At 60.2% G+C, this 23,876-nt stretch carries 20 protein-coding genes; 6 read left to right on the top strand and 14 right to left on the bottom strand.

Going from position 1 to position 23,876, the window contains the following annotated elements; translation table 11 throughout:
- The 5 genes from F4Y00_10670 to F4Y00_10650 form a co-directional block, all read left to right on the top strand.
- A partial coding sequence (locus F4Y00_10670; GenBank protein ID MYE05418.1) for a transcription termination factor Rho occupies nt 1–1,614 on the top strand: 1,614 nt, incomplete at its 5' end.
- Nucleotides 1,615–1,619: 5 nt separating this feature from the next.
- On the top strand, nt 1,620–2,339 hold the full coding sequence (locus F4Y00_10665) for an HAD hydrolase-like protein (protein MYE05417.1): 720 nt from the start codon (nt 1,620–1,622) through the stop codon (nt 2,337–2,339).
- 11 nt (nt 2,340–2,350) lie between these two features.
- The gene (locus F4Y00_10660) at nt 2,351–3,772 is read left to right on the top strand and encodes a TolC family protein (protein ID MYE05416.1); all 1,422 of its coding nucleotides are present in this window, start codon (nt 2,351–2,353) and stop codon (nt 3,770–3,772) included.
- Between the two features lie 131 nt (nt 3,773–3,903).
- Entirely contained in the window at nt 3,904–4,503 is a 600-nt protein-coding gene (locus tag F4Y00_10655; GenBank protein ID MYE05415.1) for an ABC transporter substrate-binding protein, read from the top strand.
- Between the two features lie 54 nt (nt 4,504–4,557).
- Nucleotides 4,558–5,535 (top strand): hypothetical protein, encoded by a 978-nt coding sequence (locus tag F4Y00_10650; GenBank protein ID MYE05414.1) that lies wholly within the window; start codon nt 4,558–4,560, stop codon nt 5,533–5,535.
- A 10-nt stretch (nt 5,536–5,545) separates the two neighbouring features.
- On the opposite strand, the gene F4Y00_10645 is transcribed toward F4Y00_10650, so the two are convergent.
- From F4Y00_10645 to mraZ, 14 genes are all read right to left on the bottom strand, one after another.
- Complete coding sequence (locus tag F4Y00_10645; GenBank protein ID MYE05413.1) at nt 5,546–7,168, bottom strand: hypothetical protein; 1,623 nt, start codon at nt 7,166–7,168, stop codon at nt 5,546–5,548.
- Between the two features lie 28 nt (nt 7,169–7,196).
- Nucleotides 7,197–8,465, bottom strand: coding sequence for a cell division protein FtsZ (gene ftsZ, locus F4Y00_10640; protein ID MYE05412.1), 1,269 nt, complete (start codon nt 8,463–8,465; stop codon nt 7,197–7,199).
- A 60-nt stretch (nt 8,466–8,525) separates the two neighbouring features.
- A complete protein-coding gene (ftsA, locus tag F4Y00_10635) occupies nt 8,526–9,791 on the bottom strand; it encodes a cell division protein FtsA (protein ID MYE05411.1) in 1,266 nt (421 codons plus the stop codon).
- Between the two features lie 32 nt (nt 9,792–9,823).
- Complete coding sequence (locus F4Y00_10630) at nt 9,824–10,570, bottom strand: FtsQ-type POTRA domain-containing protein (GenBank protein MYE05410.1); 747 nt, start codon at nt 10,568–10,570, stop codon at nt 9,824–9,826.
- Between the two features lie 18 nt (nt 10,571–10,588).
- A complete protein-coding gene (locus F4Y00_10625) occupies nt 10,589–11,992 on the bottom strand; it encodes a UDP-N-acetylmuramate--L-alanine ligase (protein ID MYE05409.1) in 1,404 nt (467 codons plus the stop codon).
- Complete coding sequence (murG, locus tag F4Y00_10620; GenBank protein MYE05408.1) at nt 11,993–13,150, bottom strand: undecaprenyldiphospho-muramoylpentapeptide beta-N-acetylglucosaminyltransferase; 1,158 nt, start codon at nt 13,148–13,150, stop codon at nt 11,993–11,995.
- Nucleotides 13,147–14,307 (bottom strand): cell division protein FtsW, encoded by a 1,161-nt coding sequence (locus tag F4Y00_10615; protein MYE05407.1) that lies wholly within the window; start codon nt 14,305–14,307, stop codon nt 13,147–13,149. The genes murG and F4Y00_10615 overlap by 4 nt, the downstream gene beginning before the upstream one ends.
- 1 nt (nt 14,308) lies before the next feature.
- On the bottom strand, nt 14,309–15,676 hold the full coding sequence (murD, locus tag F4Y00_10610; GenBank protein ID MYE05406.1) for a UDP-N-acetylmuramoyl-L-alanine--D-glutamate ligase: 1,368 nt from the start codon (nt 15,674–15,676) through the stop codon (nt 14,309–14,311).
- A gap of 34 nt (nt 15,677–15,710) precedes the next feature.
- Nucleotides 15,711–16,868, bottom strand: a complete 1,158-nt coding sequence (locus F4Y00_10605; protein ID MYE05405.1) for a phospho-N-acetylmuramoyl-pentapeptide-transferase — start codon at nt 16,866–16,868, stop codon at nt 15,711–15,713.
- Between the two features lie 33 nt (nt 16,869–16,901).
- A complete protein-coding gene (locus F4Y00_10600; GenBank protein ID MYE05404.1) occupies nt 16,902–18,407 on the bottom strand; it encodes a UDP-N-acetylmuramoyl-L-alanyl-D-glutamate--2,6-diaminopimelate ligase in 1,506 nt (501 codons plus the stop codon).
- Nucleotides 18,404–20,353, bottom strand: a complete 1,950-nt coding sequence (locus F4Y00_10595; GenBank protein MYE05403.1) for a transpeptidase family protein — start codon at nt 20,351–20,353, stop codon at nt 18,404–18,406. The genes F4Y00_10600 and F4Y00_10595 overlap by 4 nt, the downstream gene beginning before the upstream one ends.
- A gap of 66 nt (nt 20,354–20,419) precedes the next feature.
- Nucleotides 20,420–20,872 (bottom strand): hypothetical protein, encoded by a 453-nt coding sequence (locus tag F4Y00_10590; GenBank protein ID MYE05402.1) that lies wholly within the window; start codon nt 20,870–20,872, stop codon nt 20,420–20,422.
- 15 nt (nt 20,873–20,887) lie between these two features.
- Nucleotides 20,888–21,874 carry a 16S rRNA (cytosine(1402)-N(4))-methyltransferase RsmH gene (gene rsmH / locus F4Y00_10585; GenBank protein MYE05401.1) on the bottom strand — a complete coding sequence of 329 codons (987 nt, stop codon included), beginning with the start codon at nt 21,872–21,874 and terminating at the stop codon, nt 20,888–20,890.
- Nucleotides 21,875–21,936: 62 nt separating this feature from the next.
- A complete protein-coding gene (gene mraZ / locus F4Y00_10580; GenBank protein MYE05400.1) occupies nt 21,937–22,389 on the bottom strand; it encodes a division/cell wall cluster transcriptional repressor MraZ in 453 nt (150 codons plus the stop codon).
- Nucleotides 22,390–23,024: 635 nt separating this feature from the next.
- On the opposite strand from mraZ, the gene F4Y00_10575 reads away from it, so the two are divergent.
- Nucleotides 23,025–23,876: hypothetical protein (locus tag F4Y00_10575; GenBank protein ID MYE05399.1), on the top strand; the 852-nt coding region annotated here is incomplete at its 3' end.

Raw genomic sequence — 23,876 nt, 5'->3', positions numbered from 1 at the left:
CCTCCACGCACCCGCCCCGGAAACGACCGCGCACGTCCAGCAGGCGACCGTACGCGCCCAGGCGACGAAACCCGCCCTCCCAGAAAAGAAAAGGACCCGGAACGCAAACCCCGGCGAGAACAAACGCATGCGCAGGAGCGCAAACGCCCCGGCCGGGCATCCGACGACGCGCGTCGGGGTGAAACGCCTCGTAATCCCGGCGGACATGGTTCGTCCCGACCCCATGACGGGGGCCGGACGCATCAAAGAAACGCGCCGGGCGGCGACCGTACGAGGCCGCCTCTCCGCGAATCCGGGGGAGACGAACGGGAGCGCCCGGACTATCGCGATCACGGAAAAGACGATCGGCGCAACAAGCGTCGTCATCAGGACCAGCGCAAGAACAACCGGCGCGGCCGGGATCATCGGCAGGGCGGCGGCGAACACGAAGCCCGGCGCAGAAATGTCTACGAAGGGCGGCCGGAATACATGGCCGCACACGACCCGAGGAGAACCGAACTGGAAGGCATGATCCGGAAAATCGGGGTGCTGGAAGTGCTCCCCGACGGGTATGGTTTCCTGCGTTCGGCAGAATACAATTACCTGCCCAGCCCCGACGACATCTACGTTTCCCCGTCGCAGATCAAGCGCTTCAGCTTGCAGTTGGGCGATACGGTCGACGGAGAAGTACGCCCTCCCAAAGAGGGAGAACGTTTCTTTGCGCTCATCCAGGTGAATACGATAAACGGGCGCAAACCGGGAGAAATCGAAGAACGGCAGGGTTTCGATTATCTTACGGCCCTCTACCCGACGGAGCATCTCCGGCTCGAGACGCATCCGAGCGATTACAACACCCGCATTCTCGACCTCTTTACGCCCGTGGGCAAGGGACAAAGAGCTCTGATTGTAGCCCAGCCGAAAACGGGTAAAACCGTTCTGTTGCAAAAGATCGCCAATGCGATCACCGAGAACCATCCGGAAGTGTATCTGATCGTGCTCCTCGTGGACGAACGACCCGAAGAAGTCACGGATATGGAGCGGAACGTTCGCGGCGAGGTGATCTCTTCGACCTTCGACCAGAAAGCCGAACAGCATGTCCAGGTGGTGGATATCGTGCTGGAGAAAGCCAAACGGCTGGTCGAGGCAAAACAGGATGTGGTCATTCTCCTCGACTCGATCACGCGTCTGGCGCGGGCGCACAATACGGTAACCCCGAACACGGGCAAAACCCTCTCCGGTGGCATGGAAGCGGGCGCATTGCGGAATCCGAAACGCTTTTTCGGGGCGGCCCGGAATGTGGAAGAGGGGGGATCGCTGACGATCATCGGCACGGCCCTCATCGACACGGGAAGCCGGATGGACGAGGTCATCTTCGAGGAATTCAAGGGAACCGGGAATTCGGAAATCGTGCTGGATCGCAACCTCGCCGATCGCCGGGTATTCCCCGCCATCAATGTGATCATGTCGGGGACGCGGCGGGAAGAACTGCTCGTGCCCGAGGCCAAGCTGGGGCGCATCTGGATCCTTCGGAAACTGCTTGCCGATATGTCGCCGATCGACGCCATGACGTTCCTGCTCGACAAAATGCGCGGCACAAAAAACAATGACGAATTCCTCGTCACCATGAATTCATAGCGCATATGCCGGGTACGACCGAGGTCAAGGCGCTTTTCTTCGACATGGACGGCGTGCTCGTGGACGTGTCCCGTTCCTATCGGCGCGCCGTGGAAGAAACCGTGGAGCAATTCACCGGCCGGCAGCTTCTCCCCAGCACCATCCAGCGCTACAAAAACCTCGGCGGCTTCAACGACGACTGGAAACTGACGCACGCCATTATCACCGATACGGGAATGAGCGTGCCGCTAAGCCGTATAGTGGACGCTTTTCAAAGACGATATCGGGGAGAGGAATGGAACGGCTTCATTGCGGAAGAACCCCCTCTCATACAAACGGCTACGCTGAATAAACTCCACGCGAGCGGACGCACTATGGGCATCGTCACGGGACGCCCGGAAGCCGAAGCGAAGTGGACCGTAAATCGTTTCGACTGGAAAAAGTATTTTCCCCTGATTGTCGCCAAGGAAAAACAGGAGAAGCGTTTCAAGCCGGACCCATTTCCTCTCCAGCATGCGCTGGCCATGCTCAACGCGGCAGGACGCGCCGTGCATCCTGAAATGGCCGTGTATGTCGGTGATTCCGTGGATGACATGACATGCGCCCGGAAAGCCGGGGTGCGCGCTATAGGCTTCATCCCTCCCTATATCGAAAACAAGGAGGAAATGGCATCGTTGTTGCAGGAGCGGGGAGCGGATATCGTCATTGACGACCTGAAAGAACTGCCGGATCTCGTTGACCAATAGCGTACAGCGCCATGCAACGGCACGCCCTGCGCCTGACGAACGCCCTTCTGTGCATCTGTATCACCCTTTTCCCCTGCGCCGCCTCCGCCCAGGCGCCGGATACGATCCGCGTACGCCTCGAAACGGCGGTCCGGCACGCCCTCGAAGTGAGCCCGGAGATAAATGCCGTTGCCTCGAATCTTGATTTCGCGCAGGCGCGGGAGCAACTTGCCCGTGCATCCCGATTCGCCACCGAGTTTTCACTCCAGACAGCCCATGCCGCGGCGCCCGGACTTCGCAACCTCCCGTCCGGGGTCTCCGAAGACAATCTGTATCTCTACCCCGGGGTCCGGAACGACTGGGAATCCCTGCGTCCGCTGAACCGGTTCGAGACCAGCCTGGTGCAACCCCTGTATACATGGGGCGCGCTGCAAGGAAACATCGAGGCGGCCCGGCAGGGCGTACGTCTCGAGGAAGCATCCGTAGGCAAAAAAAAGATCGAGATCGCGCTCCGCACCGGTACGCTGTACTACAACCTGTTGCTTGCGAAGCAGCTCGTCACGCTGACCGAACAAGCCGGGGAAATCGTGGAACAGGCCAAGACGGAGATTGACCGTCTCCTCGAAGAAGGCGCGGAAGATGTGGACGACGCCGACCTGTTCAAGGTCCGCATTACGGAGCAGGAATTTCTGCGGCGGGTGGTGGAAGTCGAACAGGGGTTGCGCACCGCGCAAAGCGCCCTTGCGCGCCAGATGATGTTGCCCGGAGCCACGACACCCGAGCCGGAAGAAATCGTGCTGGAACCCATGCCTTTCGTGCTCGACTCCCTGGACACCTATCTGCGGATTGCTCTGGAACATCGGCCGGAAATCGGCCAGGCCGCCGCGGGACTGGCTGCGCGGGAAGCCCAAATCAAGGTGGCGCGCGCAGACTATTTCCCGCAACTTTTCCTCGGCATCGACTCGAGGATTACGCTGACGTCGGGGCGGTTCCGCCAACCGAATCCCTATGTCAACGATCCGTATATGGGACGCAGTCTGCGGGCGGGAATAGGCTTGCGCCTGCCCCTCAATATGGCGCAAACGCGCGCCAGGGTGGCTCAGGCGAAAGCGGAACGCAATGAGGTTCATCACCAACTGGCCGCGGCCAGGCAATTGATCCTGTTCGAGGTGGAAGCAGCCTGGCGCAACGTCATCACCGCGCGAGCCGCCATGGAGGCGCAACGCGAAGCCCTGACCATCAGCGGGGAATGGCTGCGCACCGAACAAATCAATTTCGATCTGGATCTGGGCGATACAGAAAACCTTGTAGATGCCGTGCGGGCAAATCTTGCGTTGAGAGCCACATATTACGAGCGCGTGCGGGCATTCAATGTCGCCGTGTTGCGGTTATGGGCGGAAACGGGCTGGGCCGGGCCCGGCCCGCCGGCGCTGAGCGGTGTTCTCCCGGAATAAATCAGCGTATCCTTAGGGCCTGTTATGTGACATTCCGGCATGATTGTTGTTAAATACCTATCGGTTACATATCTCTTGCAAATATGTAAGTATCTTCCTGCTTCCGCACACGCCTGAAAACCGATACCTTCATGGCACGCAACGCCTGTCTTCTCTTCCTCCTCTTCGGTATCCTGCTCGAACTGCCGAGCCCGGTCCGGGCTCAGGATCGATCCGCTGAAGTGCGCCGCTTTCTCGAACAGCGGGATCGCGAGATCAAGGACGTACTGGGCGACCGGGAGACCTTCACCGACGAACAGCGCGAGCAACTCAAACGCGTGATCAACGACGGTATCGATTTCACGGCGATGGGGCGTGCAGCCCTCGGGCCTTTCTGGGCCGATCCGGCGCCGGCGCAACGGGAGGAATTCGTAGACGTATTCAGCCGGATCGTCCGGAATCAGTCGCTCTCGGATCTTGACGTCTACCGGTCCGTGGTCACCTACGGAAACATTACCGCCAACGACACCATGGCGTATGTAACCACGACCACGGTCTACAAGGACATTCCGACGAAAGTGGAATATGTGCTTGGGCGAACGGACCGGCAGTGGCAGGTCCGGGACATTATCCTGGATGACGTGAGCACGGCGGAAGGATATGCGCGTTCCTTTCAGTCGGTCGTTCGCAAGCGCGGTTTCGATTCCCTGATGAACAGTCTTCGGAAAAAACTGGACGGGATGCGTTCGTAAGTCGTGCCGCCGGACGCACGCCGGGGGAATGGACGGCGCAGACGAGAACAAGCCATGCACACTCCGAAAGAAGGCTACGTGCTGCACACCTACGGGCCGGAACGGTTCGTGCATCATGCAGCGGCTTCCGTCATGACGCTCAGGCGTCACGATGCGCATCGACCCGCTGCCCTCTTCTGCCCCGACACGCACCGGGAACACCTGCGCAAACACGGCAAGGCGGACCTCTTCGAGGACATTCATGTGCTGCCCGAGGAGCACGCTTCGATTACGGGTTTCAAACACCACCTGCACCGGTTCATGCCGTACGAGCGCACGCTGTTCGTGGATGCGGATATCATCTGGTGCCGTAGCCCCGATCCGCTCTGGAAACAATTACAGGCATATCCCTTCACGGCCACAGGCAACGAGCGCGCCGATTTCTTCTTCGGGGGCCCCAAGGACTGGCGCATCATGATCGATGTGATCCTGAACCGCCGGCAACGCACCATCCGACGGTTCGGAATCACCCATCTGCCCCGCGTGCAGGCCGGCATGATCTACTGTGCCGACCGGGATACGGTCCAAAGCGTGTGCGAGACCGCGGCCTCATTCCTTGCAAAAAGGGCGCAAACCCATTTCCGAAGCCGTCTGGCGGAGGGTCGCAGCGAGGAATCCTGCGAATGGAGTCTCGCGATGGCGATGAGTCAACACAATCTGGAGGTTTTCCCCTGGCTCCAGGGACGATTGAGCCCCCAACTGGACTTCATCGAGGATTGGACGACGTACGATCCGGACTTTCGCGACGTCACCTACCGGTACTACACGGATCGCTCGGTCTATGCGTTGCGAGGCATTCGGAACCGGGCGCTGCGCACCTTCCTGACAGATTTGGTGTCCGGCTTGCCGGGACGTGGCGATTATCAGGAATTCACACCTGTCTCCCTCCATTTCAGTTGGCTTCATTACAAGCAACCCTTTCAGGAGTTTGCCGAGCGGATGTGGGCAATGCCTGCCCAACCCCACGAACGCACAGCAACCGCAACGCAGTAAAGGATACCCTCTATTGTCTCAGCGCAGCGTGCCACACAAAGGCCACCTCGGACGAATGCCTGAGCAACGCGTTGAGGAGAAGAAAAAACACCCACACAAAAGGGTGGAGCAAGGCGCCCGGAACAAGCAGACCTGCTTCCCGCGCCATTAACCATATATCGAACAGGACCTGGATGAAGGAGAACAGGCCGAAACATATCCAGGCAATGGCCAGCATGGAAGCCACCTGACCGCTCGGCGCCGGAAGGGAAGAGGCAACCATGGCGCCTGCCATGACAAGCAAATACGGCCAGTGCGCCCATGCGATGACCATAAGCACCTGCCGGGTCCGTACTGTTCGGGCCCCGAAACGCAAAAGCAGCGACCACAGGATAGCCCATATCCCCAGAACAAGCACATGGATACCCCCTAATAAAAAACAAAGGACAGGCTTGTCGATCATCTGGTCCACGAAAGACGATACGAAAGGAGGCAGATGATGCATAGCCACCATGAAGGCGTCCGTTGCGGTCAGATTGTAGAGGACCAGGACTGCCGTTGATCCGCTCGTCATAACCAGCATGAAGAACGCCGCGAAATTCATCGCGGGAAGGTTTTCCCGTTTTGTGTACACCGCCTCGACAAAAAAGGCATGTGATCGAAAATACCGGGGCAACATGTAGCGAAAACGGGGGAGAAATGCATACCCTGCTCCAAACGCAAGGATAATCATCCAGCCGAAAAGAACAATCCAGGGGAAGGGTTTGGACGGCGGGGTACCCTCGTCGAACGCAAAAACCGTTCTGCGGCCGGAAAAAACCCCCGAAATCACTTCGAAAGCCGCTCGCGCAGAGCCATCCGGCGTATGCAGTCCGTAGTGTAGAGGATCAGATACTATGCCGGAAAATGGCCTGTCGCGCCAGCGATACACGAACACGACCCGCAATGAACTGTCGAAAAGCCCGGGCAGCGTGTCCTCAAAATAGCGGGCCTGTCGCTCCTGCGAAAACGGCGCAAGCAATCCGCGGGGGGCATCGTCCCTGACGCCGGTTCCGAGTGCGCCCGCGCCCACCGAAGACATGTCGGCCCTTTCGATCCAGGCCAACGGATCGGGTCTGTCCAGCACATCCGGCAGAACAAAATCCACCGCATTCGCACAGGCGTCATCTTCCGAAAACAGGGTTACGTAGTACGTCGACACATCCGGCGCCGCCTCGCGCACACGGCTCGATAACTGTTCGAACCAGGCGCAGGCCGCCGGATCGGATGTATCGCTATAGCCGGCGAGCCCTATCGCCCGGATCGAAGCATGCCGGCGCGCCATGTCCAGCGCCGCGTCGAGGGATGCCCGGGCAGATGCAAGGGTGTCCGCCAGTCCGGAAACCGACAGGCGGGAAAAGGGAAGATCAAGATAGATATGCAGCCCGAGCGTATCGGCGATATCCAGTATGTCGTCGTTGCGGAAAAAGTCTGCGCGCACCGCCTCCACGCCGGCTTCCGCCATGGCGTACATATCCCGCACGGCTTGTATGCGGTCGTCGGGAGGCGTCCACACCATGCCCTTCAGGGGCGCTTGCTGCGCAGCGACGGGACGCGGAAAGAGCACCGCGAGAACCCAGAACGCCGCGATATACGCTGAACGGAGAAAGGCCATCGGCAGGACAGGCGCCTCGCACCCCGTTTCAGTCCATCATTTTCCGCAAAAATGCCGGCGTATCGGTGTCTTCTTTCCGGGTTTGCCCCGGGTTATCGCGATGAAGCCTGTTGATTTTTGCCCGGGTTGTCTGCGCTTCCTCCCTCGTTTCCCGGTCGGACCTTTCCGACTCCTCGTCCTGCCGGACAATCTCCCGACGCACGTAGGCAGGCACATCCAGTTTCTTCAAATTATCCTCGCCCTTGTAATTCGGTACAGCCCCTGTCGAGCTAAGCGACATCGTCCTCCGGGGATACGGGGGCTGACCGTTCAAGCCCGGAGACAGATCGAATCCCGTGGCAACGACCGTAACGCTGAGCTTGTCGTCCATGGCCTGGTCTATCACGGTGCCGAAAATGACTTCCACCTCTGCTCCCGCTTCTTCCCGAATGATGCCAACCGCCGTCTTAACCTCCTGGAGCGTGATGTTCTTACCGGAGGTAATGTTGACAAGCACATTACTGGCCCCTGCTATGGACAGCCCGTCAAGCAACGGACTCGAAATAGCATCCTTGGCCGCCACCTCGGCCCGTGCGGCGCCGCTTGCCTCCGCCGCTCCCATGACCGCCTGGCCGCCGGCTTCCATAGTCGTTTTGACATCCGCAAAGTCGAGGTTGACGAGGCCATGTACGGTGATCAGATCGGATATGCCTCGCGCCGCATTGTAGAGCACATTGTCCACCATGCTGAACGCCTCGAGCCAACTGGTCTTGTCGTCCGATATTTCCATCAGGCGTTCGTTGGGAACGACAATCAGCGTATCGACAAAATCGCGAAGCAGTTCGATGCCTTCATCGGCGGCCTTTCTGCGGCGGGCGCCCTCGAATTCGAATGGCTGCGTAACGATGGCAACCGTCAGAATGTGGAGTTTCTGTGCAATCGCAGCCACCACGGGAGCGCCTCCGGTGCCGGTGCCGCCGCCCATGCCCGCAGTAATGAAAACCATATCGAAGCCCCGAAGCGCCTGCTTGATTTCCTCCCGGCTCTCTTCGACCGCATCGGCGCCGACGGTAGGCCGGGCGCCGGCCCCAAGACCTTTCGTCAGGGCCGAACCGGCCTGGATCTTCACCGGCGCAAGATTCTTCCGGAGCGCCTGCGCGTCCGTATTGACCGCAATGAATTCGACCCCGCTGATCCCGCGGGTGATCATGTCATTGACGGCATTGCCGCCGCCGCCGCCAACGCCGACCACGCACAATTTGGGTTTGTCGGTCAACGAGCCGGTGAATTTGAAGGAGTTGCTCATGGGTTTCTCCATTATTTCCATGGGTGAGTGCCGATCGGCGCATGCGCCCGGCAGCAAAGGCAGCAATTGTTGTTATAGTTCGTCGAACCAGCCCTTCATCCTCGTCGCAATCCTGTTGACGAGCGAATTCCGAGAGGCGCGATCTTCTCCCTGGTAAGCCAGTCCTCCACTGAAAACCGCACCGTTTCCAACCCCGGATTGCATTGCGTGAAACACAAGCCCGACCGCCGTGGAATACTTGGGGTCCGTGACCTCCTGCACCATGCCGCCGGCCAGTCCGGTGGGCACGCCCACACGGGCTTCCACGCCGAGCACATCGGAGGCAAGATCGCCCACACCGGGAATAAGCGAGCCGCCGCCGGTAAGCACCACGCCGGCTGCCAGTTTTCCCGCGTAGCCGCTGCGCTTGATCTCGATGGCTGCGATCTCCAGGATCTCCTCCATACGAGGCTGGATAATCTGTGCAAGCGGACTGCGTCCGATACTCTTTTCCGGGCGTCCCCCCAATCCGGGTATCGTGATTTCCTCCTCTTCCGAGGCCATGTCGATGAGAGCGACCCCAAAACGGCATTTGAGTTGCTCAGCCTGGTCCCGCATGACGCCAAGGCCTCGCCGGATGTCGTCGGTTACATTGTTCCCGGCGATGCCGATGACGGCGGTATGGCGAATGGTATTATCCTCGAACACGGCGATATCCGTCGTGCCGCCGCCAATGTCGATAAGGGCTACGCCGACTTCCCTTTCGTCCCGATGGAGCACCGAACAGGACGAAGCCAGGGGCTCCAGCACAATATCCTCGACCTGATAACCCGCTTTCTCGATACAGCGATAGACATTTTTGGCCGCGGATACCAGTCCGGTGATAATGTGTACGGTTCCCTCAAGGCGCACTCCGCTCATCCCCACAGGATCGGCTACCCCGTCCTGCCCGTCCACCACGTATTCCTGCGGGATGACATGCAGAATTTCCCGATCGGCGGGCATGGCTACATGGGTGGTGTCCTTTAGGAGACGCTGCACGTCGTTCGCCACGATTTCCCGATCCCGAGGCGATATCGTGATGACGCCGCTCGTCCGAAAACTCTGGACATGATCCCCCGCGATCCCGACGATTACGCTCCGAATGTCCACATCGGCGGCCCGCGCCGCCTCCTCTACGGCAACCTGCACGGCGGCGACCGTCTTGTCTATGTTCACCACGACCCCGCGATTCAGACCGTCCGACTCTGCAACCCCGACCCCCAGAATGTTGATCGAGCCGAGAGGGTCGACAGCCGCAACCACGGCACACACCTTGGTGGTGCCGATGTCTACACCGACTACAATACGTTCATTCATGCTCGTTTCCATAAGCAAATACCCCATGGGGGTCAACTTCCTTTCGTGACAACCTGGCCGTCAAAACGGAGATCGATGGTGGTAAAGGTTTTATCCGGGCGCGGCAATACGGCTTGCGTCCAGAAGGCATTCAGCCGCCTGAATTTTTCGGCATACCCGCGGCTTCCCAGCCGTACGGCAATCGCGTCGTTACCGCCGGGAACCGCTGCATACATCGTGATGCCTCCGGCGCGCTCGACCTCAAACGAGGAAACGAGCGCATCCGGCAGCGGATCGGATTCCGGCAGCATGGCAAGCAGTTCGCGCAGCGAGGCTTCGCGCAGCGGCTGCGTGCGATTCTCAGGCAACGCAGCGCCCCAAACCAACGGTACGTCCCAGGCAGCGCCTTCGGACAACGGCATGGTATGACCTTCGGCGTCCAGCCAGGCCGCCGGTTGCCCATCGGGAGTAAGCGCCAGGGCAACGGGGCGCCGTTCTCTGACAGCGATCCGCACCACACCGGAAGGAAGCCTTCGAACCACACCGGTTTGCACCCAGGGATGCCGGGCGGCACGGTCGGCGATCAGCAGCGGATCCACATCCAGCACGCGCATGCTCGTATCGACAGCGGCCAGGGCGAGGATCGTCTCCTCGTCCGCGTACCGGGCGCCCTCGACCATCACCTCGCGAACAACCATTCCGTCGACCCAGGTCCATCCGGCAAACGACAGCGCTCCGACGATCGCCGCGACCGCCGTCAAGCCCGCCATGCGCCCCAGAATCCGTGTTGTTTTACCCATCTTTCCGCTCCTGCAACCCTACCGTTTTTCGAGTTCCGCAAGCAATGCGCCGCCACAGCGCCAGATATCTCCAGCGCCCATGGTCACGACGGCATCCCCCTCCCGGACCTTGCCTGCAAGAAAGCCAGGCACTTCTTTCCTGTCGGCGACATAATGCACATTCCGGTGCCCGTACTGCCTGGCCAGACTGGCCAGCATTTTTCCGTTCACGCCGTCAATGGGCGCTTCCCGCGCGGCATACACATCGGTAAGCACCAGCACGTCCGCATTGAAGAAAGCCTTCGCAAAATCATCCATGAAATCGCGCGTACGCGTGTAGAGATGCGGCTGAAACACCGCAATAATCCGCTTGTCGGGCCACATCTCGTGCGCCGCTTCAAGCGTCGCCGTGATCTCGGTCGGATGATGCGCATAATCGTCCACCACCGTAACGCCCGCCGCCTCGCCTCTTGTCTGAAAACGCCGCTGCACGCCCGTGAACCGGCCGATACCCGCCCGGATTTTCTCGAAATCGATCTCCAGTTCGATGCCGACCGCCACCGCAGCCAACGCATTACGTACGTTGTACCGGCCGGGCGCATGCAACGCAATATCGCCCAGGCTCCGGTTGCGGCACAGTACATTAAACCGGGTGGTCGCGCCGTCCTGCCAGACCTTGTCGGTGCGGACCTCCGCCTGCCGCGACATGCCGTACGTAATGATCCGGCGGTCTATCCGACTGACGATTTCCTGTACGATCGGATCGTCGAGGCAAAGCACAGCCGCTCCGAAAAAAGGCACGCTGTTCGCGAATTGCGTGAACGCCTGTTTGATGTCGTCGAGGTCCCTGTACGTATCGAGGTGTTCCGCCTCGATGTTCGTAATAACGGCCAGGGAAGGAGTGAGCCGCAGGAACGTCCGATCGTATTCGTCCGCTTCGATCACGATGACATTGCCTTCGCCGACCACCGCGTTCGAACCGAAAACCGCTACTTTCCCGCCTACGATAATGGTGGGGTCAAAGCCTCCCTCCGCAACAACCAATCCGACCATAGAGGTGGTCGTGGTCTTGCCGTGCGTGCCGGAGATGCCGACGCCGAACTGCATGCGCATCAATTCCCCAAGCATCACCGAACGGGGAATCGTGGGAATACGCTGCCGTTCCGCCTCCACGGTTTCCGGGTTTTCTTTCAGCGCTACCGCGGAGGAATACACGACCACATCGGTATCCTGCACGTTTTCGGCGGCATGCCCCTCATGGATCACCGCGCCAAGCGAGGTCAGCCGGTCCGTCACGTCCGACAGCTGGAGATCCGAGCCGGTCACCCAATACCCCCGGTTGAGCAACACCTCTGCGATGGAACTCATGCCGATACCGCCGATGCCCACCATGTGGACCCGCCGGATACGCCCCAGAGCCGATTGCCGTTTACTTTTCATCATTCAACCATGCATCGCTTGCCGACTGATCCTCGTCGATTCGTTATCGCCTTCCTTCGTTTCCTCCGCGAAACCCGCCAGACGCAACACGTCCCCGGCAATCCGATCGGCCGCGTCGGGCCGAGCCAGATCAAGCGCCGCTTTCGACATATCCCTGAGGAGTTCGGGGCGCTCCCGCAGCCGGTTTATCGCCTCCGGCAGGGTATGGATCATCGATTCGGAAATCATCTCGGCGGCGCCGGCAGCCACCATACTCCGGGCATTGTGGGTCTGATGATCTTCCGCCACATTCGGAGAAGGAATAAGGATAGCGGGCGTACCCGTGATCGCCAGTTCGCTGCACGTGAGCGCGCCGCTGCGGCATACGACGAGGTCTGCGGCAGCGTATGCCCGATCCATCCGATCGACATATTCGAGCAGCCGCAAACGCGCGTGGGCCGGTACGCGGGAACGCATTTCGTCGAAATACCGCCGGCCGCTCTGCCAGATGACATGCACGGACTCGTCGGCCAGCACCGTTTCCAGATTGCCCGCGATCACCTCATTGATGGCCCGGCTTCCCAGCGACCCCCCGAATACGGCGATCAGAAATGCCCCGGCAGGCAGTTCGTAGTCCCGCCGCGATCCTTCCCGATCCGCCGCAACGAGTTCCTCGCGGACAGGATTACCGCTGGACAAGCAGCGATCGGACGGAAAGTGTTGCCGTGCTTCTTCAAACGCCACATGGATGGCCGCCGCCCGCTTTCCGAGCAACCGGTTGGTCAACCCGGGCCAGGCATTCTGTTCCTGCACCACGATCGGTTTACCGGCCAGACTGGCGGCGAGCAGCACAGGACCGCTTACGTATCCGCCGGTACCTACGGCTACATCGGGATTGAACTTCCGCACGAGCGCATGGCTTTCGGCCATCGAACGCGCCAGTCTGAACGGCAGCGCGAGATTCCGGTACAGTTGCGCACGATGCAAGCCGGCCGCCGTAACGGGATATATCTCGTATCCAGCTTCAGGCACTGTCCTCCACTCCATGCGATTGCGCGTCCCGGCAAATCGGATATGCGCGTCCGGAATCCGTCGGCGAAGCGCATCCGCCACGGCAATAGCGGGATATACATGCCCCCCGGTGCCGCCTGCGGCAAACAATATGTTGGGTGCAGCACTCATCGTTCGGCGCATTGCCTCGATATGTTGAGCAAAATCCCGAACATCATGCCTGTCGCCACCATGGACGTCCCCCCGTACGAAACAAACGGCAGGGGAAGCCCCGTGACCGGGAGCAGGCCGCATGCCACGGCGGCATGCACGAAAGCGTACAACGCCACGCTCGTGGTCAATCCGACGCCCAGAAACAAGCCCAGCGGATCCGGCGCACGCCGGGCGATGCGCAAAAATCCCCGAAACAACACGGTCAGAAAAGCGCCCAGCAACGCCATCGCGCCCAAAAACCCGTATTCCTCCGCTACGATGGCGAAAATGAAATCGTTGTACGGGGCAGGCAGAAAGTCCCGCTGCGTGCTTTTGCCCGGCCCTACGCCGGTCAGTCCGCCCATTGCGAAGGCGATGCGGGCCTGTTGGGCCTGATACCCTTCCGCCTGATCGCTGGATACCTCCTCGGTTTCGGTATGCCGGAACAGGTCCAGTCCCAGATACGATTCGAGGCGCGCCGCCCGGTTCGGCGATCCGAGCAGAAGCAGAAGGGAAAGCGCTACCCCCAGCGTGGCAAGACCGCCGAGATGCAGGATGCTGACGCGCGCCACGAAACACATCAGCATGGCCGTAGCCAGCAGCATCAATGCCGAAGAAAGATCTTCTATCCCGATCAGTATGCACGCAGCAAGCACCCACACCAGCACCGGCAGGAAGGTCCGCGAAAAACTCTTGATGTAGGCCTGCTTCTTCGCCAGCAGCACGCCCGTGTACAGAATGAGCGCCACACGGGCCAGGTCCGAAGGTTGAAACCCGAAGGACCCGATGCGCAGCCACCGGGTCGCGCCGCCCGAAGTCACGCCCGCAATTTGCACGACCACGAGCAAGCCCAGCGACGCCAGAAGGGCGATCCGACTGAACCGGGCCAGTTTCCGGTAATCGATCACGCTGCAAACGATCATGGCGGCAAGCGCCATGCCGACGCGCACGAGGTGGCGCACCAGAAAACGTTCCGTATCGCCCCCGGCCTTCGTCTCTGCGAGAAACGAAATCGCGCTGTATACGGCCACTACCCCGAACACCGCCAGCAAGAGCACGACCCACACGATATATCTGTCGAGCGGTCGTTTCGGACGGGATTCGGAACCCGGCAATACGGTAGCGGAAGAAACCATGCTACAGTTCGTTTACAAGATTTCTGAATAGGTCGCCGCGCTCTTCGTAACTGCGGAACATATCGAACGAGGCGCAAGCCGGGCTCAACAGCACCACATCCCCGGCTTCGGCAGCCATGCTGGCCTGATGCACCGCATCCTCGAACGAACCGGCCATCATGGTGCAACCGGCTTCCGGTCCAAGTTCCTCGGCCACTTTGCCGGCGCTCTCTCCCACGGCAATCACGGCCCGAACCTTCTGCTTCACCAGCGGCTTGATCGGCCCGTAATCGTTTCCCTTGTCGCGTCCGCCCGCAATCAGCACTACTGGATCGTCCACGCTTTCCAGCGCGTACCGGACGGCATGCACATTCGTCGCCTTCGAGTCGTTGACGTACCGGACCCCGCCGGTCTCCCGTACAAGCTCCATCCGGTGCGGTACGCCCAGAAAGGTCCTCAGCCCTTCGCGTACGACAGGAGGGGGTACCCCCGTCACGCGGGCCGCAACGGCCGCCGCCAATGCGTTATGCAGATTGTGCGGCCCCGGTATAATCAGCTCTTCCGATCGCATAAGGGTTTCCTCGTCGGTTATTCTCAGCACGATTTCTTCGTCCCGCACGAATGCCCCCGCTTCCACTTCGCCCATCCGGCTGTATTCCAGCAGGGCGGGCCCGTGGGTCCGGGAAGACCGAAATGCGGAAGTCCGCTCCCGTACCTCCCGATCGTCCCGGTTACAGACAAACCAGTCATCGCTTCCCTGATTTTCGCCCAGGCGAAATTTGCTCCGTGCGTATGCATCGAAATCATGGTCATACCGGTCCATGTGATCCGGCGCGATATTCAGCATCACGGCAATCCAGGGCCGAAACGCTGCGATGTGATCGAGCTGAAAGCTGGATACTTCCAGCACGACCAGATCCTGCGGGCCGGCCGTCGCCGCAAAATTCGAAAACGGATATCCGGTGTTGCCGCCGACAAACGTCTTCCTCCCGGCCTGCCGGAACAGATGCCCAAGCAAACGCACCGTCGTCGTCTTTCCGTTGGTGCCTGTGACCGCAAGCACAGGAGCCCGGCAAAACCACGAAGCAACCTCTATTTCCGAGTAGACGGAGAGGCCGGCGCCCGCCGCCCGTTGCAAAAGCGGGGCCGAGGACGGCACGCCCGGACTCGTCACCAGAAAATGTGCGTCCGCGGCCCGGTCGGAGTGTCCCCCGGCTTCGAACGCAATCCCCTCTTCGTTCAAAGCGGTCAGGAACGCCGGTTCGATCAGGCCGGCATCGGTCACGAATACGTTTGCTCCGTGCGCATGCAACAGCCGCGCAACGGCCGTGCCGGAGCGCGCCGCGCCGACTACCGTTACGTTCTTTCCACGCAGCTTGCCCGGCGTCATATACCGTTTGCGAAAAAAGGTGGGAGTACATGCGTCATCTGATGCGGAGAACAAGCAGCGTCGCCACCACCGTAACCGCAGTAATGATCCAGAAGCGGGTCACAATCTTTGCTTCGTGCGTGCCGCGCGCCTCAAAATGGTGATGCAGCGGCGCCATGCGGAAAACCCGTTTGCCTTCTCCGGTCCGCCGGCGGGTCCACCTGAACCAGGTCGTTTGTATGATCACGGACAGCGTTTCCATGAAATACACGGCTCCCAGTAGCGGCAGGAGCAGTTCCATGCGGATCATCAGCGTGAGCGACGCCACGGCCGCGCCCAGCGCCAGCGATCCCGTATCGCCCATGAAAACCGTAGCCGGATACCCGTTGAACCACAAAAAACCGAAGCAGGCCGCCGTCATCGCTGCGGCGAACACGGTGAGTTCCCCGGCCCCGGGCAGATAAAACACATCGAGAAATTCGGCGAATTGCACATTGCCCGAAATGTAGCACAGCACCACGAGCCCCAGCCCTACGAACGCGGTGACCCCCGTAGCCAGCCCGTCGAGCCCATCCGTCAGATTGACCCCGTTCGACACCGCCGTCATGATGAACACCGCAACGGGTATGTACACGAGCCATCCCAGGTTGGCGCCCCCGAACAAGTGACCGAAGATGTCATAGTTGATCATCTTGTCTTTCAGGAAGGGAACGTACGTGAGCGCATTGTAGGCCTCGAACGCGGGGTGAAAACAAAGCGCCGCCCCGATCAGCAGTCCGATGGAAATCTGCCCCGCCAGTTTGACTTTCGGCGCGAGGCCCCGCTTGTCCTTTCTGAACGTCTTGATATAGTCGTCCATGAATCCGAATACCCCCATCCACGCCATGGCCAGCATGGCAAGCCAGACATACGGCTCGGCGATGGCGCCCCACAGGAAGGTCGACAGGAGAATCGACAGGATGATGATCGCGCCCCCCATGGTGGGCGTACCGGCCTTGTGCGTATGATCGACTACACCGGCGAGCGCACCTTCCCGAACGGATTCGCCCAGTTGCTTTGCGCTCAGCATATTGATGATGCGGCGCCCTATGAACAGAGAGATGAATAACGCCGTAATGGCGCCCAGCGTGGCCCGGACCGTGATGAATCGTATCACCTGGAATCCAGGAGGCTGGTACAACTGCTCCAGATAGTCGATCAGGTAATAAAGCATAAGATGTTGTTGAAAAAGAACTCGGGTATCCGGTTATCGGGGGTGCTGCGGCAAGCGGGCCGGAGGCCTCCGGGCAAACGCCGCCCGTACAGCCTCCCTGTCGTCGAAACGCTTTGCGTCCGTTCCGACGATCTGACGGGTTTCATGCCCCTTCCCCGCCACGAGCACAATGTCGCCCGGGCGAGCAAGGCGGCTTGCTTCGGCAATAGCCTGCCCGCGATCCGTAATCAGAAGCGCACGATCGGGATCGGTGAGACCGGCCCGGATATCCTGCATAATCCGGGCAGGATCTTCGGTACGCGGGTTGTCGCTCGTAACGATCAGATGGTCCGTGAACCGTTCGGCCACAGCGCCCATCATCGGACGCTTCGTGCGATCGCGATCTCCTCCGCAACCGAAAACGCACCATACATGGGCGCCGGGAGGCCTGGCGGCAGTGATCGTCTCAAGCACAGCCTGAAGCGCTGCGGGCGTATGGGCGTAATCGATGACGACATGCGTGCCGTCTTCGAATCGGATCCGTTCGAAGCGCCCCGGCGCGGACCGGGCCTCTTCGAGCGCATCCAGCGCCTCCCCGGCATCGCATCCCAGCGCCAACAGGGCGCCCCAGGCGGCCAGGAGGTTGTACGCATTGAACCTTCCGGCAAGCCGAAAGCGGCGCGCGCGCCCGTCGACACGAAGAACCAGCCCCTCCATGGTGTCCTCGACGACCTCGGCATGGATATCGGCCGCGGCGTCCAGTCCATACGAAGTACGGGCCGCGCGCGTATCGGCGACCATACGGGCGCCAGCGGGGTCGTCGGCGTTGAACAGGGCGGTCGCATTGGGATCGAGCCGGTCGAAAAGCGTCTTTTTCGCCGCAAAATATGCGGAGAATGTGGGATGGTAGTCGAGATGATCGTGCGTAAGATTCGTAAACACGGCCACATCGAACGCAATACCCCGGACCCGCTCCTGATCCAGTGCATGGGAGGATACCTCCATAGCGCATGTATCGCACCCCTTGTCCGCCATGCGGCGGAGCAGACGTTGCATGTACAGGGCGTCCGGCGTCGTAAGCCGGGCGGCAAATTCCTCGCCCGCCATGCGAACCCCGACCGTTCCTGTAAAACCGGCCTGTACGCCAAGCAACCCGAGCGCCTCCTGCACAAGAAAAGCGACCGTGGTCTTGCCGTTGGTGCCGGTCACGCCGACGATGCGCAAGGCATGCGACGGATTGTCGTACCAGGCGGCGGCAAGCTCAGCCAGTGCGGATCGGGAATTATGAACGCGCGCGAAGGCGGCGCCGGGATACCGGTGTGCCCGGTTCTCCGGCACCGCCTCGCACACGATCGCGATGGCTCCGTTTTTAACAGCCTTGTCAATGAACAGGTGGCCGTCGACCTCAACGCCTGGAATGGCTACAAAAAGGCCGTTCGGCCCGACCTTGCGGCTGTCTCCAGCCACATGGTCGATATCGATATTGTCAATGCTTTCCCATGTCTCCATGAGCAGGCCCGCGGCCTGCAATGCGTTCAGCAAATCTCCAAGCGTTTTCATCGGGACCGCAGCACCACCGTTTGTCCGGGAGGACGGCCCGCCTCGGGGTACTGGGCCGCTACGATCCCTCTCCCCTCGATGCGGACCGGGATATTCCGGCGCGATAACCAGTATGCGGCCTCGCGCATGGTCCATCCCCGAAAATCAGGAACGGCATCGCCGGGTACCGCCGATTCGTTCGGCTCGTCCTGCTCCTGAAGCAGTACAGGACGCACCCTTTCCGACACACTGGTTGCTGCCGCATACGGAAGCTCCTCGACCGGGAAAACCTGCCGGGCCAGTTCGGGAAATGTCGCAAGCCACCGCGCGGCGGCGCGCTGAAAAACCGGTGCAGCAACCAACCCCCCGTAATGGAACGTTTTCGGCTCGTCCACCACGACCGCAAGCACGACCTGTGGATCGTCGGCGGGGAAAAATCCTGCAAACGAAGCGCGGTACGCCCCCTCGCGATACCCGCCGGCGTCCGCTTTGCGCGACGTGCCGGTCTTCCCGGCAACCTTCAGCCCCTCTATCTGCGCCCGGGTCGCCGTGCCCTCTTCCACCGCGCCCAGAAAAGCGGGCAGAATGGTCTTTGCCGTCGAGGACATGAACGCCCGGCGCACGGAGTCCTCGCGGGCTATCCATGTGCTTCGCCCGGTTACATCCCGGCGCTCGGCGACAATGTGCGGTTGCACCAGCAGCCCGCCGTTCGCAAGCGCCGCATAGGCCACGGCAAGCTGCAGGGGCGTCACATCCACTTCGTACCCGATGCCCATGGCGGTCAGGGTCGTGCGGCTCCATGTATCGGGCCGCTTCAGCAATCCGGGCGCCTCTCCGGGAAGATCGATCCACGTAGGCTGCCCGAATCCGAGACTGCGGGCATGCCGGTAGAACGTACCCCGATCCGCGCGGGCCACTACTTTGGCCGTGCCCACATTGCTCGAAAACGAGATCACTTCCCGAAAGGGGATCGTGCCGTGAGCCCGGGTATCGGTGAGCGTGCGCCCATGCACCACGGCCCATCCGTCCCCTGTCTCGACGGAATCTTCCATGCCGATGAGACCTTGCTCGATGGCGGAGACGGCAGTCACGAGTTTGAACGTGGAACCCGGCTCCAGGCGGTCCGTGACAGCGCGGTTGCGGCGCGTTTCCGCCGAATACGCCCCGGCCCGGTTGGGATCGAACACAGGCACATTGGCCATGGCGAGCACTGCGCCGGTGCGCGGATCGAGCGCCACCGCCGTTCCGGCCGCGGCCTGTGTTTCGGCCACACCCCGAGCCAGTTCTTCCTCCAGAATGGTCTGCCTGAGCAGATCTATCGTCAGGATGAGGGACTCCCCGTGAACAGGTTCGACCACTTTCCCGGCAACGAACGCCCTGATCCGGCCCAGCCGGTTGCGCTGTACGGGACGGCGACCGTCCACCCCTCTCAAATACTCGTCGTATTGCAATTCCAGGCCGGCCAGCCCGGCTCCCTCGGGACTCACATGCCCCAACACATGCGAAGCCGTGGGTCCGTGATTGTACCGGCGGGCGAAGGCCGGATCGAGGATGACGCCGGGTACATTCCAGCGCTCGACCTCTTCCTTCTGCCGCTGCGGCATGCCCCGAACGAGCTGCACGTACTGCGGACTGGTTCGTTCGCGTACGCGCTGCCGGTAGTACGCCGATGACGTACCGGTCAGCTTTGACAATCTTTCAAAGAACGTATGCTGTTGTTCGTCGAAGCCGGAAACCGTGGGATCGAGCGCCAGATCGTAGCGCGCCGTGTTCACCGCCAGTGTCCTGCCCGCGCGATCGTAGATGGCGCCTCGCATCGCCGGGATGCTGACGAACGAGTTCGTCTGCCGCCGCCCCTGATCCCGCAGATCGCGGCCCTCCGTAAGGTGGATACGAAATATCTGCCCGAGGATAAGCAGTGGCAGCAGGCTCAGCGCCGTCAGCACCACGTACATTCGGACCAGTATGGAATCCTTTGCTTCCACGTGAGATATCTCTCGCAAGCGTCTTGTGTCCTGTTCGGGTGCGTTCCGTCATTCCCCCACCTCGATCGGCGGTCCGGGCGCCGGATCCGTCACGAGCCCCAGTTCATGGGCGCGCGCGTAGATGACGGAAGGCCCGACCATCTGATCGAAATCCCCTTTCAGGCGATTGTGCTGCAGGTGAAGCCGAAGATTCTCCCGGCGCTCCGCTTCGAGTTCGGCCAGAATCTGTTGCGTGGCATGAACATGCCCGACATACAGCGTGAAAAGAACCCCAAGCCCCAGAACAATCAGGGCGAACCGCGCTGTCGAAATGCGTCCCAAAAATGTGGCTTCTTCCCGGGAGTCAGCCGATGTGCGTTTGTTCAGGCCCTGGATATCCGACCAGCCGGGCAGCGCATGCCCTTGCCGGTACGCCGGGACAGACTCCCCGATGCGAGCCGTCTCCGAAGCCGGACTCGCTTCTCCGAACCTGTTTCGGATATGTGTTTTTGGCTTGTACATGCCGCACACGTTCGTTCATCGCCTTATCGTCTGCACATCCTTATCGGGGGGCCATGCCAGCTCCGTACGCTCCGCGATGCGGAGGCGGGCACTGCGCGCCCGCGGATTGGCTTCCACCTCCTCAGCATCCGGCTGTATCGGTTTCCGCATGCGTTCTTTCCACGGGACCAGCGGATTGCCGTACACATCGCGCAACGGCTCCCTCTCGAAATTCCCGTTTCTGAAAAACCGTTTGACCCTTCGGTCCTCAAGCGAATGATAGCTTATCACGGCCATCCGTCCGCCTGGCCGGACCACACGGACCGACGCTTCGAGCAACCGCTCAAGCACTTCCAGCTCACGATTCACCACAATGCGCAGCGCCTGAAATACGCGAGAGAGGGTCCGAACCGCCTCGCGCCCCGGCACTACGCCGCGAACGACCCCGGCCAGTTCTGTCGTGCTCTCGAGCGGCCGGGCCTCCACGATCGCACGAGCGATCCGGCCCGACCGAGGCTCTTCGCCAAACGTCGAGAACACCTCTTTCAGCATCCCCCAATCCCACGAATTCACCACCTTGTGGGCGGAGCGCTCCCCACGCATATCCATGCGCATGTCGAGCGCGCCTTCGGCGAGATAACTGAATCCGCGCGAGGCGGTGTCGATCTGGTGGGAGGAAACCCCGAGGTCCACCACCAGACCGTCCACCTGCGCCTCTCCGGCTTCTTCGAGCAATCGTTCGATATCCTCGAAATTGCCCCGGAGAGGCGTAAACCGCCCGCGCTCCATATCGGCGACGAGTCTGCTGCAAGATGCATCGAGCGCTTCGACATCGTGATCGATGCCGAACACCCTGCCTCTCGGTGATAACAACTCGAGCATTGCAGCACTGTGTCCACCCCCACCCAAGGTAGTATCCACGTACACGCCGCCGGTTTTCGTAATCAGTCCTTCTGTTACAGCCTTGCAAAGAACAGGAATGTGGAAAGAGGTTGCGAAATCGCTCGCCTCCGTATTCCCCATTCGTTTATGTCCGTCTCCTCCAGTCATCCCCTGTGACGGAAAAATTTCCGCCTGTCATAGCACTACAGGTCCCTTCCCATATCGAATATCCTTTCCGCTACCTCCGAATATTCGGCTTCCTGCTCAGCCTGCGCAGCAAACACATCCGGGTTCCATATCTCGATACGATCCAGCACGCCGATGATCAGCACGGCGTCTTTCAGGCCGGCGAAGGAAATCAGGTTCTTCGGAACCACGATCCGCCCCTGACCATCCAGCGTCACTTCATCCGCCCAACGCATGATCGTGCGCACAAAACTGCGCGCTTCGGATCGATACGTGTTCAGCCGTGCAATCTCCGCCTCCCGCTTTGCCCATTCGTCCAGCGGAAACAAAAGAATGCATTGCTCGAAGCCGCGCGTGATCGTAAAACTGTTATTCGCATCCGGGTTCAGCGCATTCCGCATTCTGGCCGGGATCGCGACGCGACCCTTGCTGTCTACGGAGTATTCTGCCTGTCCCTTGAAGCTTGCCATGACGCCAAAGAAGCAGCGGTTAAAGCCATGAACCGGTGAAGCCCATCCGGTACACTATACCGGTTCATCGTTCAAATTATGGGAATGTTCCCCACTTTTCCCCACCTGATTGATCAAATTACGGCGCAAATTTGTAATGTCAAGCCCTTTATGGGTAAAAAAGTGCTGTAGAACAGGTATTTTTTAACAAAAATATGTGCAAAATATGTAAATACAGGATGTATACTCCTTTCTCAACATGGAAAGGGGGGAGGTGCGGGTGTGTTCGCAGCCGGGCGGGCGAAAAAACGCCAGGGCGTACGGAGAGATGTGAAGGGGCTGCTGCCTGCCCAGGCAGGGAAAAACCGGCCTGTGCGCAGGTGCCGTGAACCGCGCGATCCGTGCGTTGCGGAAGCACGGCGTAGTTGAGTTCAGGAATCGAGTCGGTCCCGGGACCTTCGGAAAACGGAGCGGTCGGGCACGTACGCGCCTGTCTGCGCCCGGTCTCCTCGCTCGGCGGCCACTACGGAACGCAAGCGCAGCGTATATTGTGATGCGTCGGCAGAGGCGGTTCAGTTTGATTGGACGGATTTTCGCGGGAATTAAGGCATAAAGTCGCGGTCTTGTTTTCGGGCGATCAATCCGAGGAGACTCATGTGAAGAATTCTCCCAGCGCGAGGAAGGTTATGGAAAGTTTACCGCGAGGAAAGGGTATGGGAATTTTTTCACCCGGCCCCCATTGCCTGGCGAAACCCACTGCTTCCTGGTTTGCCCTCTTGAAAAATAGAGAGGATGCCGGCTGGTCAAGGGTGGCGTGGTCGGTTGCGATCTATTGCTCTTTTTTAGCGGCAATGGTCTTCGTTCCGAACGTGGCGCAGGCGCAAACGGACGCGGAGAGGGCCGCGCTGGTGGCGTTATACGATGCGACCGGCGGCGATAACTGGACGGAGAATGCCAACTGGAAAAGCGAAGAACCGGTCGGGGAGTGGTACGGGGTTACGGTTGAGAACGGCGCAGTCACCGAGATATACTTGCATTCCAATAATTTACGGGGAGAACTACCGTCCGAAATAGGAAATCTGACCAGACTTGAGGGCTTAAACCTCGGCGATAACTCTTTAAGCGGCGCCATACCGGCCACAATAGGGAATCTCACCAGCCTTGAGGTGTTATATCTCAGACTTAACAGCTTAAGCGGCGCCATACCGGCCGAAATAGCGAATTCGACGAGCCTTGAGGTGTTAGTCCTCGACAACAACTCTTTAAGCGGGGCCATACCGACCGAAATAGGAAATCTGACCAATCTTAGGCGGTTAGACCTCTTTAATAACTCTTTAAGCGGCGCCATACCGGCCACAATAGGGAATCTGACCAGACTTGAGGAGTTAGACCTCGGCCATAACTTCACCGGGGCTATACCGGCCGAAATATGGAATCTGACCAGACTTGTGGAGTTATCGCTCGGCGGTAACTTCACCGGCGCCATACCGGCCGAAATAGGAAATCTG

The organism is Bacteroidetes bacterium SB0662_bin_6, from assembly GCA_009839485.1.
GTDB lineage: Bacteria > Bacteroidota > Rhodothermia > Rhodothermales > VXPQ01 > VXPQ01.
This window is presented reverse-complemented; position numbering and strand designations above follow the sequence as displayed.

Coding starts and splice junctions, on each gene's coding strand:
- F4Y00_10650 (MYE05414.1), top strand. CDS start 4,558: ATGCACACTCCGAAAGAAGGCTACGTGCTGCACACCTACGGGCCGGAA.
- F4Y00_10590 (MYE05402.1), bottom strand. CDS start 20,872: ATGTACAAGCCAAAAACACATATCCGAAACAGGTTCGGAGAAGCGAGT.
- mraZ (MYE05400.1), bottom strand. CDS start 22,389: ATGGCAAGCTTCAAGGGACAGGCAGAATACTCCGTAGACAGCAAGGGT.
- F4Y00_10605 (MYE05405.1), bottom strand. CDS start 16,868: ATGCTTTATTACCTGATCGACTATCTGGAGCAGTTGTACCAGCCTCCT.
- ftsZ (MYE05412.1), bottom strand. CDS start 8,465: ATGGAGAAACCCATGAGCAACTCCTTCAAATTCACCGGCTCGTTGACC.
- F4Y00_10655 (MYE05415.1), top strand. CDS start 3,904: ATGGCACGCAACGCCTGTCTTCTCTTCCTCCTCTTCGGTATCCTGCTC.
- F4Y00_10630 (MYE05410.1), bottom strand. CDS start 10,570: ATGGGTAAAACAACACGGATTCTGGGGCGCATGGCGGGCTTGACGGCG.
- F4Y00_10625 (MYE05409.1), bottom strand. CDS start 11,992: ATGATGAAAAGTAAACGGCAATCGGCTCTGGGGCGTATCCGGCGGGTC.
- F4Y00_10660 (MYE05416.1), top strand. CDS start 2,351: ATGCAACGGCACGCCCTGCGCCTGACGAACGCCCTTCTGTGCATCTGT.
- F4Y00_10665 (MYE05417.1), top strand. CDS start 1,620: ATGCCGGGTACGACCGAGGTCAAGGCGCTTTTCTTCGACATGGACGGC.
- ftsA (MYE05411.1), bottom strand. CDS start 9,791: ATGAATGAACGTATTGTAGTCGGTGTAGACATCGGCACCACCAAGGTG.
- rsmH (MYE05401.1), bottom strand. CDS start 21,874: ATGGGGAATACGGAGGCGAGCGATTTCGCAACCTCTTTCCACATTCCT.
- F4Y00_10600 (MYE05404.1), bottom strand. CDS start 18,407: ATGAAAACGCTTGGAGATTTGCTGAACGCATTGCAGGCCGCGGGCCTG.
- murD (MYE05406.1), bottom strand. CDS start 15,676: ATGACGCCGGGCAAGCTGCGTGGAAAGAACGTAACGGTAGTCGGCGCG.
- F4Y00_10645 (MYE05413.1), bottom strand. CDS start 7,168: ATGGCCTTTCTCCGTTCAGCGTATATCGCGGCGTTCTGGGTTCTCGCG.
- F4Y00_10615 (MYE05407.1), bottom strand. CDS start 14,307: ATGGTTTCTTCCGCTACCGTATTGCCGGGTTCCGAATCCCGTCCGAAA.
- murG (MYE05408.1), bottom strand. CDS start 13,150: ATGAGTGCTGCACCCAACATATTGTTTGCCGCAGGCGGCACCGGGGGG.